Raw genomic sequence first — 20,986 nt, forward strand, 5'->3', positions numbered from 1 at the left:
AGATTTCGTTGACTCGTCGAGAGTGGTGGGGTTCACTCGGGCCACAACGCATCCGGGGCCGGGAGCGGAGGCGTCACGACAGTGACGGCACGGTCGGCCCCGGCCGTGCCCGGGCACCGGGAACCCGTGGCGGACGCCGCACCCACCGGCGCCCGGGCCGGACCCGGCCGCCGCCGTCCTCCCGGACGTGCGGGGATCCCGCGAGCGGGCGCGCCGGGCGGCGGTGACCGCGGGCCGGTCGCGCGCCGCACGGGCCGGGAACCGGAACGCCCTCCCGGCGCGGGACGCCCTCCGCGCAACCAGCACCCCTCGCCCACGACGCGGCCCGCGGACACCCCCTGCTCTCCGGAACGCCCCGCGAGCAGTCGATCACGCACAGTACAGGGAACTCGTATGAACACATCACGCACCGGCAGCACGGCGCCACCCCCGCGGAGAAGCGGGCGGCGGCTCGCCGGAGCCCTGCTCGCGGGCGCCGTCCTCCTCGGCGCCGCGGGCTGCGGCTCCCCGGAGGCCGCCTCCGGGTCCGGGGAGCGGAAGGCCGGGTCGCCGGCCGGGACCACCGCCCGGACGGCGCTGGCCGGCCTCATGAAGCCGGTCGACTCCCTGCCGAAGCCCGGTCCGCCGGTCGACACCCGCGCGGCGGCGGGCAAGACGGTCTTCTACGTCCCCATCGCGCTCAAGGTCGGCCACTTCCCGCTCGTGCAGAAGAACCTGACCACCGCCTTCGAGCGGGTCGGGGTCCGGCTGCACAGCTGCGACGGCCAGGGCACGCCGTCCGGAATCAGCGCCTGCCTGGACCAGGCGGTCGCCCAGAAGCCGGCGGCGGTCATCACGGACTACGTCCCCTACGAACTCGTTCCGACCACGTTCGAGAAGGTGCGCGCCAGCGGCATCCCCGTGTACGTCGCCGGTACGGCGGCCCCGGAGGGCGTCCGGCAGTCGGCGGCCTTCGCCTTCGGCGACCCCGACGCCCACGGCTTCACCATCATGGACGGCCTGGCGGACGCCGTGATCGCCGACTCGGACGGCGCGGCCCGCGTCCTCTTCCTCAAGGTCATGGACAGCGCCAGCACCCGGCGGGCCGCCGACCGGGCGGTCGAGCACTTCCGGAAGGCGTGCCCCGACTGCCGGGTGGCCGTCAAGGAGGTCGGCCTCAGCACCATGAAGGACGTGCCCTCGCTGGTGAGCAGCGCGCTCCTGACCGATCCGTCGATCACCCACGTCGTCCCGGAGTACGACACCTATCTGTCCGCCGTGGTCACCGGGCTCCAGTCGGTCGGACGGACCCGCGACGTGAAGATCGCCACCACCGGCGCCACCCTGGCCACGGTGCAGCAGCTGAAGTCGGACGACCGGCTGCTCGCCGTCGTCGGCGTCAATCCGCCGTACCTCGGCTGGACGATGGCCGACGCCACGCTGCGCATGCTCGCCGGCGAGCAGCCGCCCGCGACCTACCCCGTACTGGCCCGGGCGTTCACCAAGGACACCGTCGACGGCCTGGCCCTCAACCCGAAGGACGAGGCGAGCGGGCGGTGGTTCGGTGACCCGGCCGCCTACCAGGACATCTTCACCGGACTGTGGGGCGCGCGGCGACCGCGGCGCCCGCACCGCTCGAACTCATCGGGCTCTCCAAGTCCTTCGGGCGGGTCAAGGCCCTGCGCGACGTGAACCTCACGGTCCGGCGCGGCGAGGTGCACGGCCTCGTCGGCCAGAACGGCTCGGGGAAGTCCACCCTGGTCAAGCTGCTGGCCGGCTACCACGTGCCGGACCGGGGCAGCCGGTTGAGGGCCGACGGGCACACCATCGGGTCACCGGCCAAGCAGCGCCATCTCCGCGAGGCCGGAATCGCCATCGTCCACCAGGACTTCGGCCTGGTGAACGAGAAGTCCGTCGCGGAGAACATCGCGATAGGGAGCTTCCTGGCCGCGCGGTGGACCCGCCGCGTGGACTGGCGGGCCGAGGAGCGGCTGGCCGCCGACCTGCTGGCCCGGCTCCAGGCGACGTCGATCGACCCCCGCGCGCCCGTCGCCGAACTCGGCCCGGCGGAACGCTCGATCGTCGCCATCGCCCGCGCGCTGCGCAACCAGCGCGAGGGCCGCGGCGTCATCGTCCTGGACGAGTCGACCCGGGCCCTGCCCAAGGACGGGCTGGAGGACTTCTACCGCACCCTGCGGGGCGTGGTCGCCCTGGGCGGGGCGGCCCTGATGATCTCGCACAACCTCGAAGAGGTCATGCAGGTCACCGACCGGGTCACCGTGCTGCGGGACGGCGCGGTCGTCGACGGCACCCTGACGACCGCGGACACCACCGAGCAGGAGATCGCCCGGCGGATGCTCGGCCGGACGGTGGAGCAGCGCGTCCACCGCAGGAAGGCCCCGGCGCCGCCCGGCGAGCCGGTTACCGTCCGTGGCCTGACCGGCAGGGTGGTCAACGGCGTCGACCTGGAGGTCCGCCCCGGTGAGGTCCTCGGCGTCACCGGGGTGGCGGGCGCGGGCTGGGACGAGCTGCCCTATCTGCTGACGGGTGCCCGCAGGGCACGGGCCGGAAGGGTCCGGATCGGGGCGGACGGCCTCGACCTGACCGCGGCCGGCAGCGCGCGCTGCATCGCGGCCGGAATCGCCCTGGTGCCGGAGCACCGGATCGACGACGGTCTCGCGCTGACGCTCCCGGTCGGCGAGAACATCACCCTGCCCCGGGTACGGCGCCGGGGGTCGGCCTGGCGCATCGGCCGGGACTGGCAGCGCGCCGAGACCGCCGCGGTGCTCGCGGACCTCGACGTCCGGCCCCGCCGCGCCGATGTGCCTGTCGGGCAGCTCAGCGGCGGCAACCAGCAGAAGGTGATGCTGGGGAAGTGGCTCGCGGGCCGCCCCCGGCTGCTGGTGCTGCACGAGCCCAGCCAGGCGGTCGACGTCGGCGCCCGGGAGGACATCCTGGGCGCGATCTCGGGGACCGCCGAACGCGGCGTCGCCGTCGTCGTCGCCTCCATCCAGCCCGCGGACCTGGCCGCCGTGTGCGACCGCGTCCTGGTGTTCCGCGACGGCCGGATCCGCGCCGAGATCACCGCACCCACCGAGGAGGCCGTGGTCGATGCCGTCTACTCCGGCCGGCTCGCGCTCTCCGTTCGGAAGGACTGACCGACCATGCCCCCGCTCAACGAACCGGCCGGCACCACGGCCGCACCCTCCAGGACCCGCGCGGCGGGGCACGGGGCATCCGCCCCCGCACCGCCCGGGCCCCCGACCCGGACCGCCGTGCGCGATGTCAACTGGCGCCGCTTCTCCAGCCGTTACGCGATCGTCGGCATCTGGGTCCTCATGTGCGGCCTGTACGCCGTGCTGCTGCCGGGCACCTTCCTCCAGGTCTCGACGTTCCGGAGCGTCTTCGCCTCCCAGCAGGCGCTGGTGTTCCTGACCCTCGCGGCGATGATGACCTTCGTGGTGGGCGAGTTCGACCTCTCCATCGCCTCCGCGCTCGGCCTCTCGGCCACCCTCGTGCCGGTCCTCTCCGTCCTGCACGGCTGGAACCTCGCCCTGGCGTGCGTCGCCGCCGTGCTGTGCTCCTCCCTCATGGGCCTGATCAACGGGCTCCTGGTGGTGAAGGTCGGGGTGCAGGCGCTCATCGTCACCCTCGGCAGCTCGACCCTCATGCTCGGCATCGCGTCACTGGTCTCGCACCAGACCACGGTGTCGGGCCTGTCCCGGGAGTTCGGCCGGATCGCGCTGTACGAGATCGCCGGGCTGCCGGTGAGCTTCTACTACGGGCTCGTCCTGGCCCTGGCCGTCGGATACGTCCTCGCCTTCACCCCGCTGGGCCGGCACATGACCTTCGTCGGCGCGAACCGGGAGGTGGCACGGCTGGCGGGAGTGGCGGTGAACCGCATCAGGATCGGGGCGTTCACCGTCGGCAGCACCCTGGCCGGACTGGGCGGCGTACTGCTGGTCGCCTCGGTCGGAGGCTTCGACTCGACCGCCTCCCCGGCCTATCTGCTGCCCGCCTTCGCCTCGACCTTCCTGGGCACCGCCGTCATCCGGCCCGGACGCTTCAACCCCATCGGGACGCTCGTGGCCATCTACTTCCTGGCGACCGGCATCCTCGGCCTGCAGATGCTGGGGTACACCGGCTGGATCGAGAACGTCTTCTACGGCGCCGCCCTCATCATCGCCGTCTCGGTCGCCACCGTAGTGCGCCGCCGCACCGCGTCCACCTGACCTTCCCGGCACGAACCCCAAGGAGACCGCGTTGACCTACATCGCGCTCGAAGAGGCCTTTGCGATACCGGAGCTGGCGTCGCGTCAGCCCGCGTCCGAGATGCGGATCCGGGTCACCGACACGTACGCCCGGATGTGCGCGGCCCGGCTGGTCGACTTCGAGGAGCACCGCCTCCCCGAGATGGACGCCCACGGCATCGACATCCAGGTCCTGTCACTGACCGTCCCCGGCATCCAGGCGGACACGGACACCGGGGCCGCCGTCGGCAACGCCGTGTTCGCCAACGACTTCCTCGCCGAGGTGGTGGGACGCCGTCCCGACCGGTTCCTCGGCTTCGCCGCGCTGCCCATGCAGGACCCAGACGCCGCCGTGGCCGAACTCCGGCGCTCGGTCGAGCGGCTCGGCTTCCGCGGCGCCCTCGTCAACGACCACACCCAGGGCCGGTACCTGGACGACCCCGCGTACGAGGAGTTCTGGAGCGCGCTGGAGGAACTCGGCGTGCCCCTGTACCTCCACCCCGGCTCGCTGCCCACCCAGGAGTGGGACGTGCTGCGCGGGCGGCCGGAGATGTACGGCGCCAGTTGGAGCTGGCAGGCCGAGACGGGCGGCCACGCCATGCGCCTGGTCTACTCCGGGGTGTTCGACCGGCATCCGGACGCCACCCTGATCCTCGGCCACCTCGGCGAGTTCCTGCCGTTCCAGCGCTCCCGGCTCGACTCGCGCTACCGCACGCTGGAGGTCGAGAAGCCGCTGGAGCGGATGCCGTCGGAGTACATCGGCAGCAACATCCTCCTCACCACGAGCGGGGTACTGGCACCCGAGGCCGTCGAGGCCGCCGTACTGACCGTCGGCGCCGACGCGGTGATGTTCTCGATCGACTACCCGTACGAGGAGACCGCCGCGGCGGTGGCCTCGGTCGAGAACGCCCGCCTCTCGGCGGAGGACAAGGAGAAGATCGCCCATCTCAACGCCCGGCGTGTGCTGGGTATCTGACGGGCCGACCGCAGGCGGGCGCCGGTCCGTGCGCCCGCCGAAGCTTCAGAGAGGCGGAAACCGATGGAACTCCACGAACACCCCTGGGCGAGCGGCAGTGACCTCGAACCGTTCGCGGTGCACGACCCGGCCGACGGCGGCGAGATCGTCCGCGTCCGGCCCCACAGCACGGCGGAGATCGACGCGGCGGTCGCCGCGGCGGCCCGGGCGCAGGCCGTCTGGGCCGCCCGGCCGCCGATGGAACGGGCCGCCGCGCTGCGCGCCGTGGCCGACCACCTGCGCGCGCACGTCGACGAACTGACCCGGCTGGAGACCCGCGAGAACGGCAAACCCCTCGACCAGGCCCGGGGGGACGTGTTCGCGTGCATCGGCCTGTTCGACTTCTTCGCGGGCGCGATCAGCGCCGAGCACGGGCAGGCACGGTCGACCCCGTTCTCGCTCGACACCACCGCCCTGGTGCCCTACGGGGTGGTGGGCGCGATCATCCCGTTCAACTGGCCGCCGATCCACACGGCGGGCAAGCTGGCTCCGGCGCTCGCGGTCGGGAACGCCGTGGTCCTCAAGCCGGGCGAGCAGGCGCCGCTGACCCCGACCAGGATCTGCGCGCTCGTCGCCGAGGTGCTGCCCGACGAGGTCGTCGCCGTGGTGCACGGGGGCGTGGAGCAGGGGCGGCACCTGGCCGGCCACCCCGGCATCGGCAAGGTCGCGTTCACCGGATCGCCCGGCGCGGGCCGGGACGTCATCAGGGCCGCCGCCGCGCGGCACACCCCCACCCTGATGGAACTGGGCGGCAAGAACTGCCTGATCGTGTGCGAGGACGCCGATCTGCCCTCCGCCGTCGCCTGGGCCGTCGAGGGGGCGTTCTTCAACCAGGGGGAGGCGTGCACCGCGGCGTCCTGGATCCTGGTGCACAGCTCCGTGCACGCGGAGTTCATGGCGGCGTTCAACGCCGCGACGAGCAGTCTGGTGGTCGGGCCCGGATCCCTGCCGGGAACCCACGTCGGCCCGCTGATCACGGCGGCCCATCGGCAGCGGGTCCTGGACCACATCGCGGCCGGCACGGCCGAGGGCGCGGAGATCACCGCGCGGGCCCCGCTCCCCGACGATCCCGCGTACGCGGGCGGCTACTGGGTGGCGCCGACCGTGTTCGACGGGGTGACGCGCGACATGCGCGTCGCGCGGGAGGAGATCTTCGGGCCGGTCACCGCGGTGCTCCGCTTCGAGGACGACGAGGAGGCCGTCGACATCGCGAACGACACCGAGTTCGGGCTGATCGCCGGGGTGTTCTCGCGGGACGTCTCCCGGGCGATGGCGATCTGCTCCCGGCTGGAGGTCGGCATGACCCTGGTCAACAACTACAACCGAGCCCTGATCGGCAGCCCGTTCGGCGGCGTCAAGGCGAGCGGATACGGCCGTGAGCACACGCTGCGGACCCTCGACGAGTACGGGTACACGAGACTGCTGCGCATCCCCAGCGGCGGTGTCCCGGTGCCGCGCTGGCAGGCCGTCGAGGGGCTGGCCGGATGAGCGCCGGGGGTTCGCACTCCGGCAGGGTCGCGGTCGTCACGGGCGGCGCCCGGGGTTTCGGCCGGGCGATCGCGGGTGAACTGGCCCGGCGCGGGGCGGAGATCGCCGTGGTGGACCTCGCCGACGCGTCCGAGACGGTGGCCGGGATCGAGGCGGCGGGCGGCCGGGCGCGCGCGTACCGGGCCGACGTCTCCGACCCGGCCTCTGTGGAGGCCGCCGGGCGGCGGATCCTGGACCACCACGGCCGTGCCGACATCCTGGTGAACAACGCCGGGATCATCGTGGTCCGGGACTTCTTCGACACCGACTTCGAGACGTGGAAGCGGGTCCAGTCCGTCAACCTCGACTCGCAGTTCCTCATGGCCAGGACCTTCGCCGGGGTCATGCGGGACAACGGCTGGGGCCGCATCGTGAACCTGGCGTCGAACACGCTGGGGCTCGCGGCGTCGCACCTCACCTCGTACATCGCGAGCAAGGGCGGCGTCGTCGGCCTCACCCGCGGCCTCGCCAGCGATCTCGCCCCCTACGGGATCACCGTCAACGCCGTCGCGCCCACCGCCTCGCGCACTCCGGGCGGCGTGCAGAGCATCACGGAGGAGAACCTGCGGCTGTCGGCCGAGATGCAGGCCATCAAGCGGGTGGGGGTCGCGGCGGACATCGTCGGCACCGTCTGCTTCCTCACCGGGGACGACTCCTCCTTCGTCACGGGGCAGACCATCGTGGCGGACGGCGGCTGGGTGAGGCTCTGACACCGGCCCGGCGGGCCCGCGTCGTGCCTGTCCCGCCGCACGGCGCCGCACGACATCGTGCCCCGTGCGGGCCGAGGCGGTGGTGTCGGGCGCGCCGGGGGAGGGGCCGTGCCGCGCCCGCCCGTGCCGCGCCCTCCCGTGCCGCTCCCGACGCACCGGAGGGTGCCCGGCGGGTCCTTCTCAACAGGGGGCATCCTCTCGGCAAGTAAGTGAAATATCGAGATTTCATTGACTTGTCGAGATGACTGGGGTTCACTCGGCGAAGGAGGGACGGGCGGGGCGCCGGACGGAGACGGCGGGCCAGGGGAGGCGGCACGGTACGGGGGGATGTCCGGCCGCCGGGGAGGCCCCCGCGGCCGTCGCGGGCACCGCCCGCGCCCGGCCCTCCGCCTCCCCGTCCCGTCCGGCCGCGAGGACGGCCGGCGTCGTGGGCGGCGCCCACGGTGCCCGGCCGTGAGCCGGAGGGATCGTGCGATCGGCACCCGCGGACCGGCTGAGCCGGAGCGGCCGGTCCCGGACCGGCGCGGTCCCGGCGGCCGTCCGCCCTCCCGGGCCCCCGCCCCGTTCGCCGACGGGGCCGCCGGACCGGATCACCGGGTCCCGGCAGGCAAGACGCTGACACAGAAGGTGAGCACATGAGGACGTACACCGTCGGTACGACGCGGGGCGGGGCGCCCGCCGCCCGGGCGGGCGCAACGGCCGGGATGCCCGGTGCGGCGGGCCCGGGGAGCGCCCGGTGACCGCGGGGCATCCGGTGGCCGGGGGGCCCGCGGACTGGACCCCCTCCGCGCGGACCGTCGAACGCGCCCGGATCACCGACTTCGCCCGGTTCGCCGGGCGGCGGACGGGCCGGGACGTGACCGGCGGCTACCACCCGCTGTGGGAGTGGTCGACGCAGGACGCCGACGGCTTCTGGGCCGCGCTGTGGGACTACTTCGGGCTGCCGGAACGCCCGGCGGGCGCGCCGGCCCTGGCGGACGGGACCATGCCGGGCAGCGTGTGGTTCCCCGGCAGCACCCTCAACTACACCGCCGAGGTGTTCCGGGACCGGGCGGACGCGGACGTCGCCGTCGTCGCGGTGGCCGAGGACACCGAACCCGTCGAGGTCACCTGGGGCGAACTGCGCCGCCAGGTGGCCTCGTTGGCGGAGGCGCTGACCCGGCTCGGCGTCCGCTCCGGCGACCGGGTGGTGGGCTATCTGCCCAACGGCGTCGAGGCCGTCACGGCGTTCCTGGCCACGGCCGGTCTGGGAGCGGTCTGGGCGGTCTGCGGACTGGACTACGTCGCCTCGGCTGCCGCGGCGCGGTTCGCCCAGCTCGAACCGACCGTGCTGATCACCGCGACCACGTCCCGGTACGGCGGGCGGCCGGTCGACCGGTCCGCCGACGTCCGGGCCCTGCGCGAGGCGCTGCCGACCCTGGCCGCGACCGTCGCCGTGGGCGACCCGGCCCCTGTCCCCGGCGCGGTCGCCTGGTCGTCCCTCGTCACCGGGGACGCCCCGCTCGCCCCCGTCGAGGTGCCGTTCGACCATCCGCTGTGGGTCCTGTTCTCGTCCGGCACGACCGGGCCGCCCAAGGGGATCGTGCACGGACACGGCGGCATCGTGCTCGAACACCTCAAGCACTCGGCCCTCCACCTGGACCTGCGCGCGGGCGACCGCGTCCTCTGGTACACCACGCCGAGCTGGATGATGTGGAACTTCCTGGTGGGCAACCTGCTGCTGGGCGCCACGATCGTCTGCTACGACGGCAGCCCCACCCACCCCGGCGCCGACGCGCTCTGGCGGCTGGCCGAGCGGCTCGACGTCTCCGTCCTGGGCACCAGCCCCGGCTACCTGGCGACCTGCCGCAAGGCCGGCGTCGGCCTCGCCGGGGACGGGAAGGGGACGCCGGCGCGACTGGGCGTCACCGGCTCGGCCTTCCCGGCCGACCTCCAGCGCTGGGTCGCCGGTGAACTGGGGCCCGGCGTACAGGTGGTGACCACCAGCGGCGGCACCGACGTCGCCACCGCCTTCCTCGGCGCGGCACCCAACACCCCCGTCCGGGCCGGTGAACTGTCCGCCCCCTGCCTCGGCGTGGCGGTGGACGCGTTCGGTCCGGACGGACGGCCGCTCCGGGGCGAGGTCGGCGAACTGGTCGTGCTCCGGCCGATGCCCTCGATGCCGGTGGGGTTCTGGAACGACCCGGACGGTTCCCGGTACCGGGCCGCCTACTTCGGCATGTTCCCGGGCGTGTGGCGGCACGGCGACTGGATCACCGTCACCGACCGGGGTTCGGTGGTCCTCCACGGCCGGTCCGACGCGACCCTGAACCGCCGCGGCGTGCGCATGGGCAGCGGTGACATCTACGGTCCGGTGGAGGAACTCGACGAGATCACCGAGGCCCTCGTCGTCGGGGTCGAGTTCGACGACGGCGACTACTGGATGCCGCTGTTCGTCACCACCGCGGACGGAACCGGCCTCGACGACGCGCTGCGGGACCGGATCCGGAGCGCCATCCGGCGCCGGGCCTCGTCCCGGCACGTCCCGGACGAGATCGTCGCCGCCCCCGGCATCCCGCACACCCGCACCGGCAAGAAGCTCGAAGTCCCCGTCAAACGCCTGCTGCGCGGCGACGACCCGGCCGCCGTGCTCGACCCGGGCAGCACCGACCGGCCCGAACTCATCGCCTGGTACGCCGCGTTCGGCGCCGCCCACCGCGAGCGGCGTGCCGCCGCGCACGACACGGGGACGCGACGCTGAGCACTCCGGCGCCCTTCCGGCCCCCGGCGGTCCCGGCTCCCGGCCCGCCCCCGGCGGTCCCGGTTCTCCGGGCGCCCCGGGGGTCCCGCCGCCGGACGGACCGGCCGGGGGAGTGCGCACCTCCCCGGCCCCGGCGGCCCGCCCCCGGCGCAGCGCCGCCGCTCCGGCGGGTCGGCCGCCGGGCACACCACCGAGGGCCCGGCGGGACGCGCCGCCGTGCCCGCCGCACACCCGAGGGCCCCACGCGGGCCGGTCACACCCAGGTGACCGCGAACAGAGGAGAAGAAGCATGAGGGAAGCAGTGGTCGTGTCGACCGCCCGCACGCCGATCGGCAAGGCGTACCGGGGCTCGTTCAACGACACCCAGGGGCAGCGGCTCGCCGCCCACGCGATCGGCGGCGCCCTGGAACGGGCCGGTGTCAGCGGCGAGGAGGTCGACGACATCGTCCTCGGCTGCGCGATGCAGGAGGGGTCGACCGGCGGGAACGTCGCCCGTCAGGCGGCCCTGCGCGCGGGGCTGCCGCCCACGGTCCCCGGTATGACCCTGGACCGGCAGTGCTCCTCCGGACTGATGGCGATAGCCACCGCCGCCCACCAGATCACCGCCGACGGCATGACGGTCACCGTCGGCGGCGGAGTGGAGTCGATCTCCCTGGTGCAGAACGCCCACCGGAACACGTACCGCGCCCACGACCCCTGGCTGACCGAGCACGGGCGCTCCATCTACATCCCCATGCTGGACACCGCCGAGAACGTCGCCCTCCGCTACGGCGTCGACCGCGAGGCACAGGACCGGTTCGCCCTGGAGTCCCAGCGGCGCACGGCCCGCGCCCAGGAGGCCGGACTGTTCGACGCCGAGATCGCACCCTTCTCGGGCAGCCGGCTGGTGCCGGGCGAGGACCCGGACGCGTCCGTGAGCGTCCCGTTCACCCTGGCCGCCGACGAGGGGAACCGCCCCTCCACCACCCTCGCCGGACTCGGCGGTCTGCGCACGGTGTTCGACGGCGACACCTCCTCGGTCACCGCCGGGAACTCCTCGCAGCTCTCCGACGGCGCGTCCGCCGCCGTCCTCATGGAAGCGGGGGAGGCCGCCCGGCGCGGGGTCGAACCGCTCGGGGTGTACCGGGGCGTCGCGGTCGCCGGATGCGAACCGGACGAGATGGGCATCGGCCCGGTCCTCGCCGTCCCGCGGCTGCTCGCCCGGCACGGGCTCACCGTGGACGACATCGACCTGTGGGAACTGAACGAGGCGTTCGCCTCCCAGGCCGTGTACTGCCGGGACCGGCTCGGCATCGACCCCGACAAGTACAACGTCAACGGCGGCGCCATCGCCATCGGCCACCCCTACGGCATGACCGGCGCCCGGCTGGTCGGGCACGCGCTCCTGGAGGGGCGCCGCCGGAAGGCCCGGTACGTGGTGGTGACCATGTGCGTCGGCGGCGGCATGGGCGCCGCCGGCCTGTTCGAGATCTGCTGACGGGACGGGTCCCCGTCCGCGACCTTGTGCCGTCCTGCCGTCCCGCCGCCGTTCGCCCGGGACCGCCGCCGGCCGCGCGAACCGGCTCCCGCCGGGCGGCCCGCCCACCGTGCCGGGAAGCGCCCGGCCGGACCGGAACACCACTGAGCGAAGGAAGGTTCCACCATGCCCCAGTCCCACCACCGCGAGTCCCACGACCGGGAGCCCCGCGGCCGCGTCGCGGTCGTCACCGGAGCCGGTCGCGGCATCGGCGCGGCCACCGCCCGGCGCCTGGCACGGGACGGCCTCGCCGTCGCCGTGGTCGACCTGGACGCGGGGGAGGCGCGGCGGACGGCCGACGCCATCACCGCGGACGGGGGCCGTGCAACCGCCCTGGGCGCCGACGTGACCGACGCGGAACTGGTCGAGGCCGCGGTCGCGCGGATCACCGGGGAACTCGGCGCGCCGACCGTCCTGGTCAACAACGCCGGCATCATCCGTGACGACCTGCTCTTCAGGATGTCCGAGGCGGACTGGGACGCGGTGGTCGGCGTCCACCTCAAGGGCGCCTTCCTCATGACCAGGGCCGTGCAGAAGCACATGGTCGAGGCCGGCTTCGGCCGGATCGTGAACCTGTCGTCGACCTCCGCGCTGGGCAACCGCGGGCAGGCCAACTACGCGGCCGCCAAGGCGGGCGTCCAGGGGTTCACCAAGACCCTCGCGATCGAGCTGGGCAGGTTCGGCGTCACCGCCAACGCGGTCGCTCCCGGCCTCGTCGCGACCGACATGACCCGGGCCACCGCGCGGCGGCTCGGCATGTCCTGGGACGACTTCGTCGCGCGGTCCGTCGAGGACATCCCGGTGGGGCGCCCGGGCGCGCCCGAGGACATCGCCAACGCGGTCTCGTTCTTCGTCGGCGAGGCCGCGGGCTATGTCTCCGGCCAGGTGCTGTACGTCGCGGGCGGCCCGACCGTCTGACACCGGGACACCGGGGGCGGTCGGGACCGCTCGCGGCCCCGTCGCGCCCTGCCGTGAGGCGCTGCCCGCTCCCGGCCGGGCAGCCTCCGGCATCATCTCATCGGGTTCAGCGGCGGTCCGTGCCTCAGAGCAGCAGGGACAGCGCTTCGCCGACAGCGCCCGGAACGGGCACGGGGCGGCGGGTCACGGTGTCCACGTACACGTGGACGAACCGGCCGAGGGCATGGGCCTCCTCCCCGACGCTGCCGTCGGCCGCCTCGCGGAAGACCGCGAGGCGGTACACGACGCTGGTGCGGCCGTGGCGCTCCAGCCCGAGGCCGATGTGCACCACGTCGGGAAAGGAGAGCTCGCGCAGGTAGCGGCAGGACGTCTCGGCGACCACGCCGAAGGCGGGCAGCTTGCGGATGTCCAAGCGGGTGGCCTCGATGAGCCAGCCGTTGACCGCGTCGTCGAACCAGTTGTAGTAGACGACGTTGTTGACGTGCTGGTACACGTCGTTGTCGGCCCAGCGGGTCTCCAGGCGGCGCAGCACGCGGAAGTCCCCGGGCACGGGGGTGGTCTCCGCGGCTCTCCCGGCGGGTGGTGTCTGGATGGTCACGACGGATTCCTTCGGTGCGGTGGTGGCAGACGGACGGTCCGGTCTCAGCCCCGGGTGGCCGGGTAGGCGTCGGGAGCCCAGGTCAGGGGGTCCCGCCCGTACTTGGCGGCGCGGACGTCGCCGGAACGGGCGTGGCCCTCGAACGATTCCACGCGCGCCGCCCTGCCGCACAGCCGGCCGAGTTCGGCGCTGGACGGCCTGCTCGTCACTTCCTGGTAGGTGACCGTCTTCAGGTACTTTCCGACCCACAGCCCGCCGGTGTGGCGCGCGGCGCCCCGAGTGGGCAGGGTGTGGTTGGTGCCGATCACCTTGTCGCCGTACGAGACACAGGTTCCTTCCCCGAGGAAGAGCGCCCCGTAGTTCCGCATCTCCTCCAGCGCGCGGCGCGGCTCCGCGGTCAGCACTTCCACGTGCTCGCTGGCGAAGGAGTCGGCGACCCGGAATGCCTCCTCGAGGGTCTCCGTGACGATGACCTGGCCGTGGTCCCGCCAGGCCGGGCCGGCGAAGTCCCGGGTGGGCATGGACGGCAGCAGGCGCTCGATGTGCGCGAGCGCCTCGCGGGCCACCCGCTCGCTGGAACTGACCAGCACCGCGGGCGAGTCCGGACCGTGCTCGGCCTGGCTGAGCAGGTCCACGGCCACGACGAACGGGTCCGCGTACGCGTCGGCGATGACCAGGATCTCGGTCGGTCCGGCGAACAGGTCAATGCCCACCCGCCCGAACAACTGCCTCTTGGCCTCGGCGACGTAGGCATTGCCCGGACCGGTGAGAAGGTCGACCGCGGCGATGGTCCGCGTGCCGAGCGCCATCGCCGCCACGGCCTGGACCCCGCCCAGCACATAGATCTCGTCGGCTCCGGCCAGATGCATCGCGGCGATGGTGGCGGAGGGGATCTCGCCCCGGATCGGCGGAGTGCAGGCGGCAACCCGAGGGACGGCGGCGGCCTTGGCCGTCACCACGGTCATATGGGCCGATGCCACCAGCGGGTAGCGGCCGCCGGGGACGTACGCTCCCGCCGCGCCGACCGGGATGCTGCGCTGGCCGAGGAACACGCCGGGCATCGTCTCGGCCTCGAAGTCCAGGATCGACTCACGCTGGCGGGTGGCGAAGTCGCGGACGTTGCCTTGGACGGTCCTGATGTCCGAGATGACCTGTGGGTCGACTCCGGAAACGATCCTCTCGATCTCCTCGTCGCCCAGCAGAAAGCTCGCGGGCGACCACTTGTCGAACTTCTCGGAATACTCGCGCACCGCGTCGTCGCCACGCGCGGCGATGTCGGCGATGACGTCCGCGACGACATCGCCCACGGTTCCGGCATCGGTGGCAGATCTCTGCGGCGCTGCCTGTTTGAGATGGATCGCCATGATGAGTTCCTTTCGTGGTGTGGCATCGACTATTTTGCGCATACGTATGTCCGTCAATGCCCGGAAGGAAGAGCAGCCGATGGTGAACAGTCACGACGTGGCCCGGGAGGCCGGCGTCTCGCAGTCGACCGTGTCCCGTGCTCTGCGAGACAGTCACCGGATCTCGGCGGAGACCAAGGCCCGGGTGCGAGCCACGGCGGAGCGGCTGGGATATGTGGCGAGTCAGCGGGGCCATCAGCTCGCCACCGGGCGCACCCGCCGGGTGGGGGTGCTGGCCACCGAACTGGCCAACCCCTTCTACCTCTCCCTGCTCGACCCACTGCACGACGCACTGCGCGCGCACGGCTACCGAATGGCCCTCCTGACGGACCCGCCGCAGTCGCCGGTGGCCTTCGACGAGCTGGTCGACGGCTCACTGGACGGTGTGGTGCTCACCAACTGCCGTCTGCGGTCGGATCTCCCACGCGCCGTGGCCGCCCGGGGGGTCTCCGTCGTGACGCTCAACCGTGAGGTGGAGCCGGCGGCAGTGGACTCGTGCGCGGTGGACAACGTGAAGGGGGCCATGTCGGTCGCCGAAGCCATCCTGGCCGCTGGGCACACGAGGATCGCCCACATCGCGGGCCCGGCGAACACCAGTACCGGACGGGACCGTGCGGCGGGGTTCCGCCGGGCACTCGCCGGGGCCGGTATCCGCGTCGACCGTGCCTTCGTCCGCCACGGTGAGTTCACGTTCGAGGCCGGCCACGAGGCGATGGTGTCGCTGTTTCGGCACCCCGACCCGCCGACGGCGGTGTTCTGCGGCAACGACGTGATCGCGGTGGGCGCGTGCAATGCCGTGTCCGGGCTCGGCCTGAGGATTCCGGAGGACGTCTCGGTGGTCGGGTTCGACGACATCTCCGTGGCGTCCTGGGAGATCCTCGGGCTCACCACCGTGCGGTGCGATCTGTCCGGAATGGCCACGAGGGCGGCGGAACTGCTGGTGTCCCGGATCGAGGACCCGAAGCAGCCACGCCGACGAGTGGTCCTGGACCCCGAACTGGTGATCCGCAAGTCCCTCGGTCGACGCGGCAGCTGAGACACCGACGGTACTGACTTCGGACCGTCAGGGTGATTCCTCTGGAAGCCTCCGACGCGGCCGGGGTGTTGGCCGCCTCCGCGGTGTGCGAGGCCTTCGGGTTGGCCGGACTGGCCGGACGGGACCCTGGCCGGGCGTGGATCGAGCGGTTCGCGGTACCGTCGGTCGCCGTGCGGCCCGGAGGCATTGGCGCAGGACCGGAGCCAGGAGTCGGCTGCGTACGGCCGAGCGGAGGAGCGGATGCGGACCGCAGCGAGCCCGGCCACTCCGATCGGCCGGAAGTCCCGCGCCTCCCCCGGCCTCTCGGCCCCGCGAGGTCGGTGCACCGGCTCGGCACCTCCCCGGTCCTCGCCGGAGTCGTCGCCCTCCCGCCATGTGCCGAGGGGTGGAAGCCGGGCGGTGGCCGGTGGTGCCGAAGTACGTTCCCGCCCGTTCCGGCGCACCCGATCCCCGGTCGTGCCGGAAGCCGGGTGGTCGGTCGTGCCGGGGCACGTCGGCCCGGACGCTCCTCGCCGGTGATCACCCTCGGTTACCATGTTCACTTCGTGTCGGAAGCCGGTGGCGAGGGCGTGGCGCCGCCTGCGGTCCGCTGGGGGCCGGGGAGGCCGGCTCTCCGGCGCTACCTCCGGGTTCCGTCCAGCGGTTGACCGGTGATGTCCGTCCCTGCGTTCTGGAGAAGCCGTCCGTGGACCGTGGGGCCGAGGAGAGGAGACGGGTGGCCCGGGAAGTGCTGGAAGAGGTCGTGGCGACCCGTTACGTCACGCCCCTGCGGTCGGGCGGTTCGGTCCCCGCGGTCGTCGAGGCGGACGATCTCGGGACGTACGTCGTCAAGTTCACCGGCTCCGCCCAGGGCCGCAAGGCGCTGGTGGCGGAGGTGATCGTGGGGGAGCTGGCGCGGGCGCTCGGGCTGCGGGTGCCCCGGCTGGTGCTGGCGCACTTCGATCCGGCGCTCGGCGCGCACGAGCCGCACCAGGAGGTGCGGGAACTGCTCGACGCGAGCCCTGGGCTCAACCTCGGCATGGACTACCTCTCGGGCGCCGCCGACTTCACCCCGGAGGTCGCCGAGACCTTCCCCGTGGACCCCGCCGAGGCGGGCCGGATCGTCTGGCTGGACGCCCTCACGGCCAACGTCGACCGCACCGTGCACAGCTCCAACCTGATGGTCTGGCCCACCCGGGGCACCGTCGCCCCGCTGCTGTGGCTCATCGACCACGGCGCGGCCCTGGTCTTCCACCACCGCTGGGACACCTCGGCCCCGGAGAAGGCGTACGACTTCCGGCACCACGCCCTCGGCCACTTCGCCCCCGACGTCCGGGCCGCCGACGCGGAACTGGCGCCGAAGGTGACCGAGGAACTGCTGCGGGACGTGGCCGGACGGGTGCCCGACGGCTGGTTCACCCTGGAGGCGGGCTTCGTGACCCCCGGCCAGGTCCGCGACGCCTACGTCCGCTATCTGCACGCGCGGGTGCGGGCCTCCGGGGCGTGGCTGCCCACCGACTTCCCGAGCCGCGAACAGGTCGCCGCCGAGAACGCCGCCCGCGCGGCCCGCACCCGCCGGGGCCGCCCCGTTTGGCTCAAGCAGGTCCCCGACCTGCACGGCAAACCGGCCGCCGAACAGGACTGGTCGGCCCACCTGGGCTGACGGGGGCCGCCGGACGGCCGGGGGTCCTGGTCGCCCGGAGGGCCCGGAAGGGGCGGCCCGGCGGCCGGGGACGGGCGGGGGCCCCGGCGGTTCCCGGGGCCGCCCCGCGTCGCTCAGCCCCTGAGCCGCTCGTACGCCGGCAGGGTCAGGAAGTCGGCGTAGTCCTCGTCGAGGGCGACCGTCAGCAGCAGGTCGTGGGCCCGCTGCCAGTCCCCGGCGGCGAACGCCTCGTCCCCGGTCTCCGCGCGGATGGCGTCCAGTTCCCGGGCGGCGATCTCGCGGACCATCCCGGCCGTGGCCGTCTCACCGGTGTCGAGGACGACACCCGCGTTGACCCACTGCCAGATCTGGGAGCGGGAGATCTCGGCCGTGGCCGCGTCCTCCATCAGGTTGAAGATGGCCACCGCGCCCATGCCGCGCAGCCACGCCTCGATGTAACGGATGCCGACCTGCACGGCGTTGACCAGACCCGGGTACGTCGGGACGGCGTCCAGGGAGTCGACGGCGAGCAGGTCGGCGGCGCTCACGTCGACGTCCTCGCGGAGCCGGTCCTTCTGGTGGGGCCGTTCGCCGAGGACCTTGTCGAAGGACTCCATGGCGATCGGGACGAGGTCGGGGTGCGCGACCCAGGAGCCGTCGAAGCCGTCCCCGGCCTCGCGGTCCTTGTCGGCCCGGACCTTCTCGAAGGCCACCTTGTTGACCTCGGGGTCCCGGCGGGAGGGGATGAACGCCGCCATGCCGCCGATCGCGTGCGCGCCGCGCTTGTGGCAGGTGCGGACGAGGAGTTCCGTGTACGCGCGCATGAACGGGGCCGTCATGGTGACCGCGTTGCGGTCCGGCAGGACGAACCTGGCGCCGCCGTCACGGAAGTTCTTGATGATGGAGAACAGGTAGTCCCAGCGGCCCGCGTTCAGGCCCGAGGCGTGGTCGCGCAGTTCGTAGAGGATCTCGTCCATCTCGTACGCGGCCGTGATCGTCTCGATCAGGACGGTCGCGCGGACGGTGCCCTGCGGGATGCCCAGGTGGTCCTGCGCGAAGACGAACACGTCGTTCCAGAGGCGGGCCTCCAGGTGGGACTCGGTCTTCGGGAGGTAGAAGTACGGGCCCTTGCCCAGCTCCAGCAGGCGCTTGGCGTTGTGGAAGAAGTACAGGCCGAAGTCGACCAGGGCGCCGGGGACGGGGCGGCCGTCGGCCGTCAGGTGCCGCTCGTCCAGGTGCCAGCCGCGCGGGCGCATCACGGCGGTGGCCAGCTCGTCGTCGGGGCGCAGGGCGTAAGACTTGCCGGTGCGCCCGTCGGTGAAGTCGATGGTCCGGTTGAAGGCGGCCGTCATGTTGAGCTGGCCGAGGACGACGTTCTCCCAGGTCGGGGCCGAGGCGTCCTCGAAGTCGGCGAGCCAGATCCGGGCGCCCGAGTTCAGCGCGTTGACGGTCATCTTGCGGTCGGTGGGGCCGGTGATCTCGACCCGGCGGTCCTCCAGCGCGGGCGGGGCGGGGGCCACCCGCCAGGAGTCGTCGGCGCGGATCGCGGCGGTCTCCGGGAGGAAGTCGAGGGTTCCGGCGCGGGCGATCTCCGCGCGGCGCTCCACGCGGCGGGCCAGCAGTTCGTCGCGGCGGGGCGTGAACCGCCGGTGCAGTTCGGCCACGAAGGCGAGCGCGGCGTCGGTCAGGACCTCGTCCTGCCGGGGCAGGGGCTCGGCGTCGACGATGGCCAGCGGGGAGGGCGCTGGTGCGGACATGAGCGGTCACTTCCTTCAGCGGTGGCACCGGGTGCCGATGGGACATATCGGATGGAAGTGCCCGGCGTGCGGCCGGACTCTTCTGTTGAATGGATAGTAGTTTCCTCATTGTGGAACTTCAATGTCGGGGTGGCGCCGGGATCGCCCGCGTCGGGGCATGGCGGCGCGCGACGGGGCGGGTCGTGCCCCGTCGGCCCGTCCGGCTGCGTGCCTCGCTTCCGGCGGGTGGCGCGCCTCGCGTCCGGTGGAGCGCCCTTCGCCCGGGGGGCGCGCTCCCCGAACCGGCGGTGACGTCCCCGCCGGGCGACGCCCGCCCCCGCCCGGCGGCGGTCTCCGCTTCGGATGGCGCCCGTGCCCGCCCGAACGGCCGCCACCCGCCCGCCGGTCGTCGTACGGGGGCGTCCGCCCGGATCCGCGCGGACACCTGCCCGCACGGAAGAACCCGCCCCGCACCGAGTGCGCCGACCCCGCCGACCGGCGCGGCCCGGCCGGGCGCGCGCCGAAGCCGGGAACCGGCCGCCGCCGGCCCGCCGGCTCCCGCCCCGTCCTCAGTCCAGGCGCTCCAGATCGGCCTCCGTGTCGATGTCGAACGGCCGGGCCACGTCCCCGCACTCCACAAGGGTGATCCCCGCCCCGTGCGCCCGCAGATAGGCGCGCGCCCCCCGGTCCCCGGTGGCGGTCGCCGCCACCCCCGCCCAGTGGTCCGCGCCCAGCAGGACGGGATGCCCGCGCTCCCCGGCGTACGCCGCCGCGGCGAGCGTCGTCCGGTCCCGGTGGGCGGCGAGCACCCGGGCCATCGCCCCCGCGCCGATGCCCGGCTGGTCCACCAGGGCGACCAGCGCCCCCTCCACCCCCGTCCCGGGCAGCGAGGCGAGCCCGGCGCGCAGTGAGGAGCCCATGCCCCGCTCCCAGCCGGGGTTGTCCACGAGGACGCATCCGCCGAGCGCCGCCCGCGCCCTCACCTCCTCGGCGTGCGCCCCCAGGACGATGTGCACGCGGGCGCATCCCGCCCCGCGCAGCGCGTCGGCGGCGTGCTCGACGAGGGGGCGCCCGTGGTGCCGGAGCAGGGCCTTCGGCCGTCCGCCGAGTCGGTGCCCGCCCCCGGCGGCGAGGAGCAGTCCGGCCACCAGGCCAGTGGTCTCGTTCATGGCTCCTGCATACCTGAGCGCCCGTCAAGCGCCCGGCGTACGCCGGTACACGAGGGACTGAATTTCGGTCCCCATGGTGGCGCCCCTGGCACTGAGTGGCGTTTACTTGCCCGCACCTCCGGGTGCCCGACCAGCTACCGAAGGTGCTCAGCACGTTCACCACTTAAGGGGCGCACGACGGAGTGCGATGGGGAGGGCTGTGTTGCGGAGCTTGGGGCAGAGACATGTGGCGCTCGGTGACGAGGACGTGAGGGTGGCCGCGCTGCGCGGTGCCGTGGCGCGCTTGCGCAGACGGCTCGCGGTGCATCCGGCCGAGTTCTCGGACCGGGCCATCGCCGAGGAGGAGTTGGCGGACCTGGCCGCGCTGACGGCGCGCGGAGTGCCGGACGTACGGCTGCTGCACCGCTCGTTGCTGCTGGTGGCCGGGGCGATCGGCTCCGTCAGCGCGCTGTCGTCGGAGCTGACGGAGGTGCGTCTCGCGGTGGAGCTGTTCGAGGGGCCGCGGGGGCGGTGAGCCGCGGGCGCGGCGCGCCCCGGCCGATGCGGTGCCGCGGGGGGCGGCGCGCGTCCGGCCGGTGGTGTGCGCCGTGTGCGCGGGGCGCCCCCGGGCGGCCCGGGAAACCGTGGAAACGGGTGCGCGTCCCCGCTGGGGGCGCGCACCGCCGTGTGGGGGCGCGCGTCGCCCCGGGCGGGTGTGCGGGTCCGTGCGACGTGCGCGCCCGCCGTGACACTTTCCGGCCCCACCGTGACCCTTTCCGTCCCGGGCGG

General features: G+C 73.6%; 16 protein-coding genes. 12 read left to right on the forward strand and 4 right to left on the reverse strand.

Features of this window, described 5'->3' with window-relative positions; genetic code table 11:
* Window positions 1-393 precede the first annotated feature (393 nt).
* The 9 genes from GTY84_RS30650 to fabG all read left to right on the forward strand — a co-directional run bounded on the left by GTY84_RS30650 (window position 394) and on the right by fabG (window position 12,655).
* Window positions 394-1,671, forward strand: coding sequence for a substrate-binding domain-containing protein (locus GTY84_RS30650; RefSeq protein ID WP_161229668.1), 1,278 nt, complete (start codon window positions 394-396; stop codon window positions 1,669-1,671).
* Window positions 1,581-3,137, forward strand: coding sequence for a sugar ABC transporter ATP-binding protein (locus GTY84_RS30655; protein ID WP_202552221.1), 1,557 nt, complete (start codon window positions 1,581-1,583; stop codon window positions 3,135-3,137). Before GTY84_RS30650 ends, GTY84_RS30655 begins: the two co-directional genes overlap by 91 nt.
* A 117-nt stretch (window positions 3,138-3,254) precedes the next feature.
* A complete protein-coding gene (locus GTY84_RS30660) occupies window positions 3,255-4,211 on the forward strand; it encodes an ABC transporter permease (protein WP_161229669.1) in 957 nt (318 codons plus the stop codon).
* A gap of 31 nt (window positions 4,212-4,242) precedes the next feature.
* Window positions 4,243-5,205, forward strand: coding sequence for an amidohydrolase family protein (locus GTY84_RS30665; protein WP_161229670.1), 963 nt, complete (start codon window positions 4,243-4,245; stop codon window positions 5,203-5,205).
* 63 nt (window positions 5,206-5,268) lie between these two features.
* Window positions 5,269-6,732 (forward strand): aldehyde dehydrogenase family protein, encoded by a 1,464-nt coding sequence (locus GTY84_RS30670; RefSeq protein WP_161229671.1) that lies wholly within the window; start codon window positions 5,269-5,271, stop codon window positions 6,730-6,732.
* Complete coding sequence (locus GTY84_RS30675) at window positions 6,729-7,481, forward strand: SDR family oxidoreductase (protein ID WP_161229672.1); 753 nt, start codon at window positions 6,729-6,731, stop codon at window positions 7,479-7,481. The genes GTY84_RS30670 and GTY84_RS30675 overlap by 4 nt, the downstream gene beginning before the upstream one ends.
* A 736-nt stretch (window positions 7,482-8,217) precedes the next feature.
* Window positions 8,218-10,221, forward strand: a complete 2,004-nt coding sequence (locus GTY84_RS30680; protein ID WP_345943576.1) for an acetoacetate--CoA ligase — start codon at window positions 8,218-8,220, stop codon at window positions 10,219-10,221.
* A gap of 289 nt (window positions 10,222-10,510) precedes the next feature.
* Entirely contained in the window at window positions 10,511-11,698 is a 1,188-nt protein-coding gene (locus GTY84_RS30685; protein WP_161229673.1) for an acetyl-CoA C-acyltransferase, read from the forward strand.
* 165 nt (window positions 11,699-11,863) lie between these two features.
* Window positions 11,864-12,655, forward strand: a complete 792-nt coding sequence (fabG, locus tag GTY84_RS30690) for a 3-oxoacyl-ACP reductase FabG (RefSeq protein WP_161229674.1) — start codon at window positions 11,864-11,866, stop codon at window positions 12,653-12,655.
* Window positions 12,656-12,779: 124 nt separating this feature from the next.
* Here the strand turns inward: fabG and GTY84_RS34370 are convergent, their stop codons facing one another.
* Both GTY84_RS34370 and hisD read right to left on the reverse strand, forming a co-directional pair.
* Entirely contained in the window at window positions 12,780-13,253 is a 474-nt protein-coding gene (locus GTY84_RS34370) for a thioesterase family protein (protein WP_345943577.1), read from the reverse strand.
* 44 nt (window positions 13,254-13,297) lie between these two features.
* Window positions 13,298-14,617 (reverse strand): histidinol dehydrogenase, encoded by a 1,320-nt coding sequence (gene hisD, locus GTY84_RS30700; RefSeq protein WP_161229675.1) that lies wholly within the window; start codon window positions 14,615-14,617, stop codon window positions 13,298-13,300.
* 79 nt (window positions 14,618-14,696) lie between these two features.
* On the opposite strand from hisD, the gene GTY84_RS30705 reads away from it, so the two are divergent.
* Window positions 14,697-15,692, forward strand: coding sequence for a LacI family DNA-binding transcriptional regulator (locus GTY84_RS30705; protein ID WP_161229676.1), 996 nt, complete (start codon window positions 14,697-14,699; stop codon window positions 15,690-15,692).
* A gap of 727 nt (window positions 15,693-16,419) precedes the next feature.
* Complete coding sequence (locus GTY84_RS30710) at window positions 16,420-17,334, forward strand: HipA family kinase (protein WP_161229812.1); 915 nt, start codon at window positions 16,420-16,422, stop codon at window positions 17,332-17,334.
* A gap of 113 nt (window positions 17,335-17,447) precedes the next feature.
* On the opposite strand, the gene aceB is transcribed toward GTY84_RS30710, so the two are convergent.
* Both aceB and GTY84_RS30720 read right to left on the reverse strand, forming a co-directional pair.
* Window positions 17,448-19,070: a malate synthase A gene (gene aceB / locus GTY84_RS30715; protein WP_161229677.1), complete on the reverse strand. Its 1,623-nt coding sequence runs from the start codon at window positions 19,068-19,070 to the stop codon at window positions 17,448-17,450.
* Window positions 19,071-19,618: 548 nt separating this feature from the next.
* Complete coding sequence (locus tag GTY84_RS30720; protein WP_161229678.1) at window positions 19,619-20,218, reverse strand: nucleotidyltransferase family protein; 600 nt, start codon at window positions 20,216-20,218, stop codon at window positions 19,619-19,621.
* A 199-nt stretch (window positions 20,219-20,417) separates the two neighbouring features.
* Here GTY84_RS30720 and GTY84_RS30725 point away from each other — a divergent pair, with 199 nt between their 5' ends.
* Window positions 20,418-20,732 (forward strand): DUF5955 family protein, encoded by a 315-nt coding sequence (locus GTY84_RS30725; RefSeq protein ID WP_161229679.1) that lies wholly within the window; start codon window positions 20,418-20,420, stop codon window positions 20,730-20,732.
* The last annotated feature ends 254 nt before the right edge of the window (window positions 20,733-20,986 follow it).

This window comes from Streptomyces sp. SID8352 (assembly GCF_009862265.1).
Lineage (GTDB): Bacteria > Actinomycetota > Actinomycetes > Streptomycetales > Streptomycetaceae > Streptomyces.

Excerpts from the sequence above, each read along its gene's own strand:
- GTY84_RS30650 (WP_161229668.1), top strand. The coding sequence starts at position 394 with ATGAACACATCACGCACCGGCAGCACGGCGCCACCCCCGCGGAGAAGC.
- GTY84_RS30670 (WP_161229671.1), top strand. The coding sequence starts at position 5,269 with ATGGAACTCCACGAACACCCCTGGGCGAGCGGCAGTGACCTCGAACCG.
- GTY84_RS30675 (WP_161229672.1), top strand. The coding sequence starts at position 6,729 with ATGAGCGCCGGGGGTTCGCACTCCGGCAGGGTCGCGGTCGTCACGGGC.
- GTY84_RS30685 (WP_161229673.1), top strand. The coding sequence starts at position 10,511 with ATGAGGGAAGCAGTGGTCGTGTCGACCGCCCGCACGCCGATCGGCAAG.
- fabG (WP_161229674.1), top strand. The coding sequence starts at position 11,864 with ATGCCCCAGTCCCACCACCGCGAGTCCCACGACCGGGAGCCCCGCGGC.
- hisD (WP_161229675.1), bottom strand. The coding sequence starts at position 14,617 with ATGGCGATCCATCTCAAACAGGCAGCGCCGCAGAGATCTGCCACCGAT.
- GTY84_RS30705 (WP_161229676.1), top strand. The coding sequence starts at position 14,697 with ATGGTGAACAGTCACGACGTGGCCCGGGAGGCCGGCGTCTCGCAGTCG.
- aceB (WP_161229677.1), bottom strand. The coding sequence starts at position 19,070 with ATGTCCGCACCAGCGCCCTCCCCGCTGGCCATCGTCGACGCCGAGCCC.
- GTY84_RS30720 (WP_161229678.1), bottom strand. The coding sequence starts at position 20,218 with ATGAACGAGACCACTGGCCTGGTGGCCGGACTGCTCCTCGCCGCCGGG.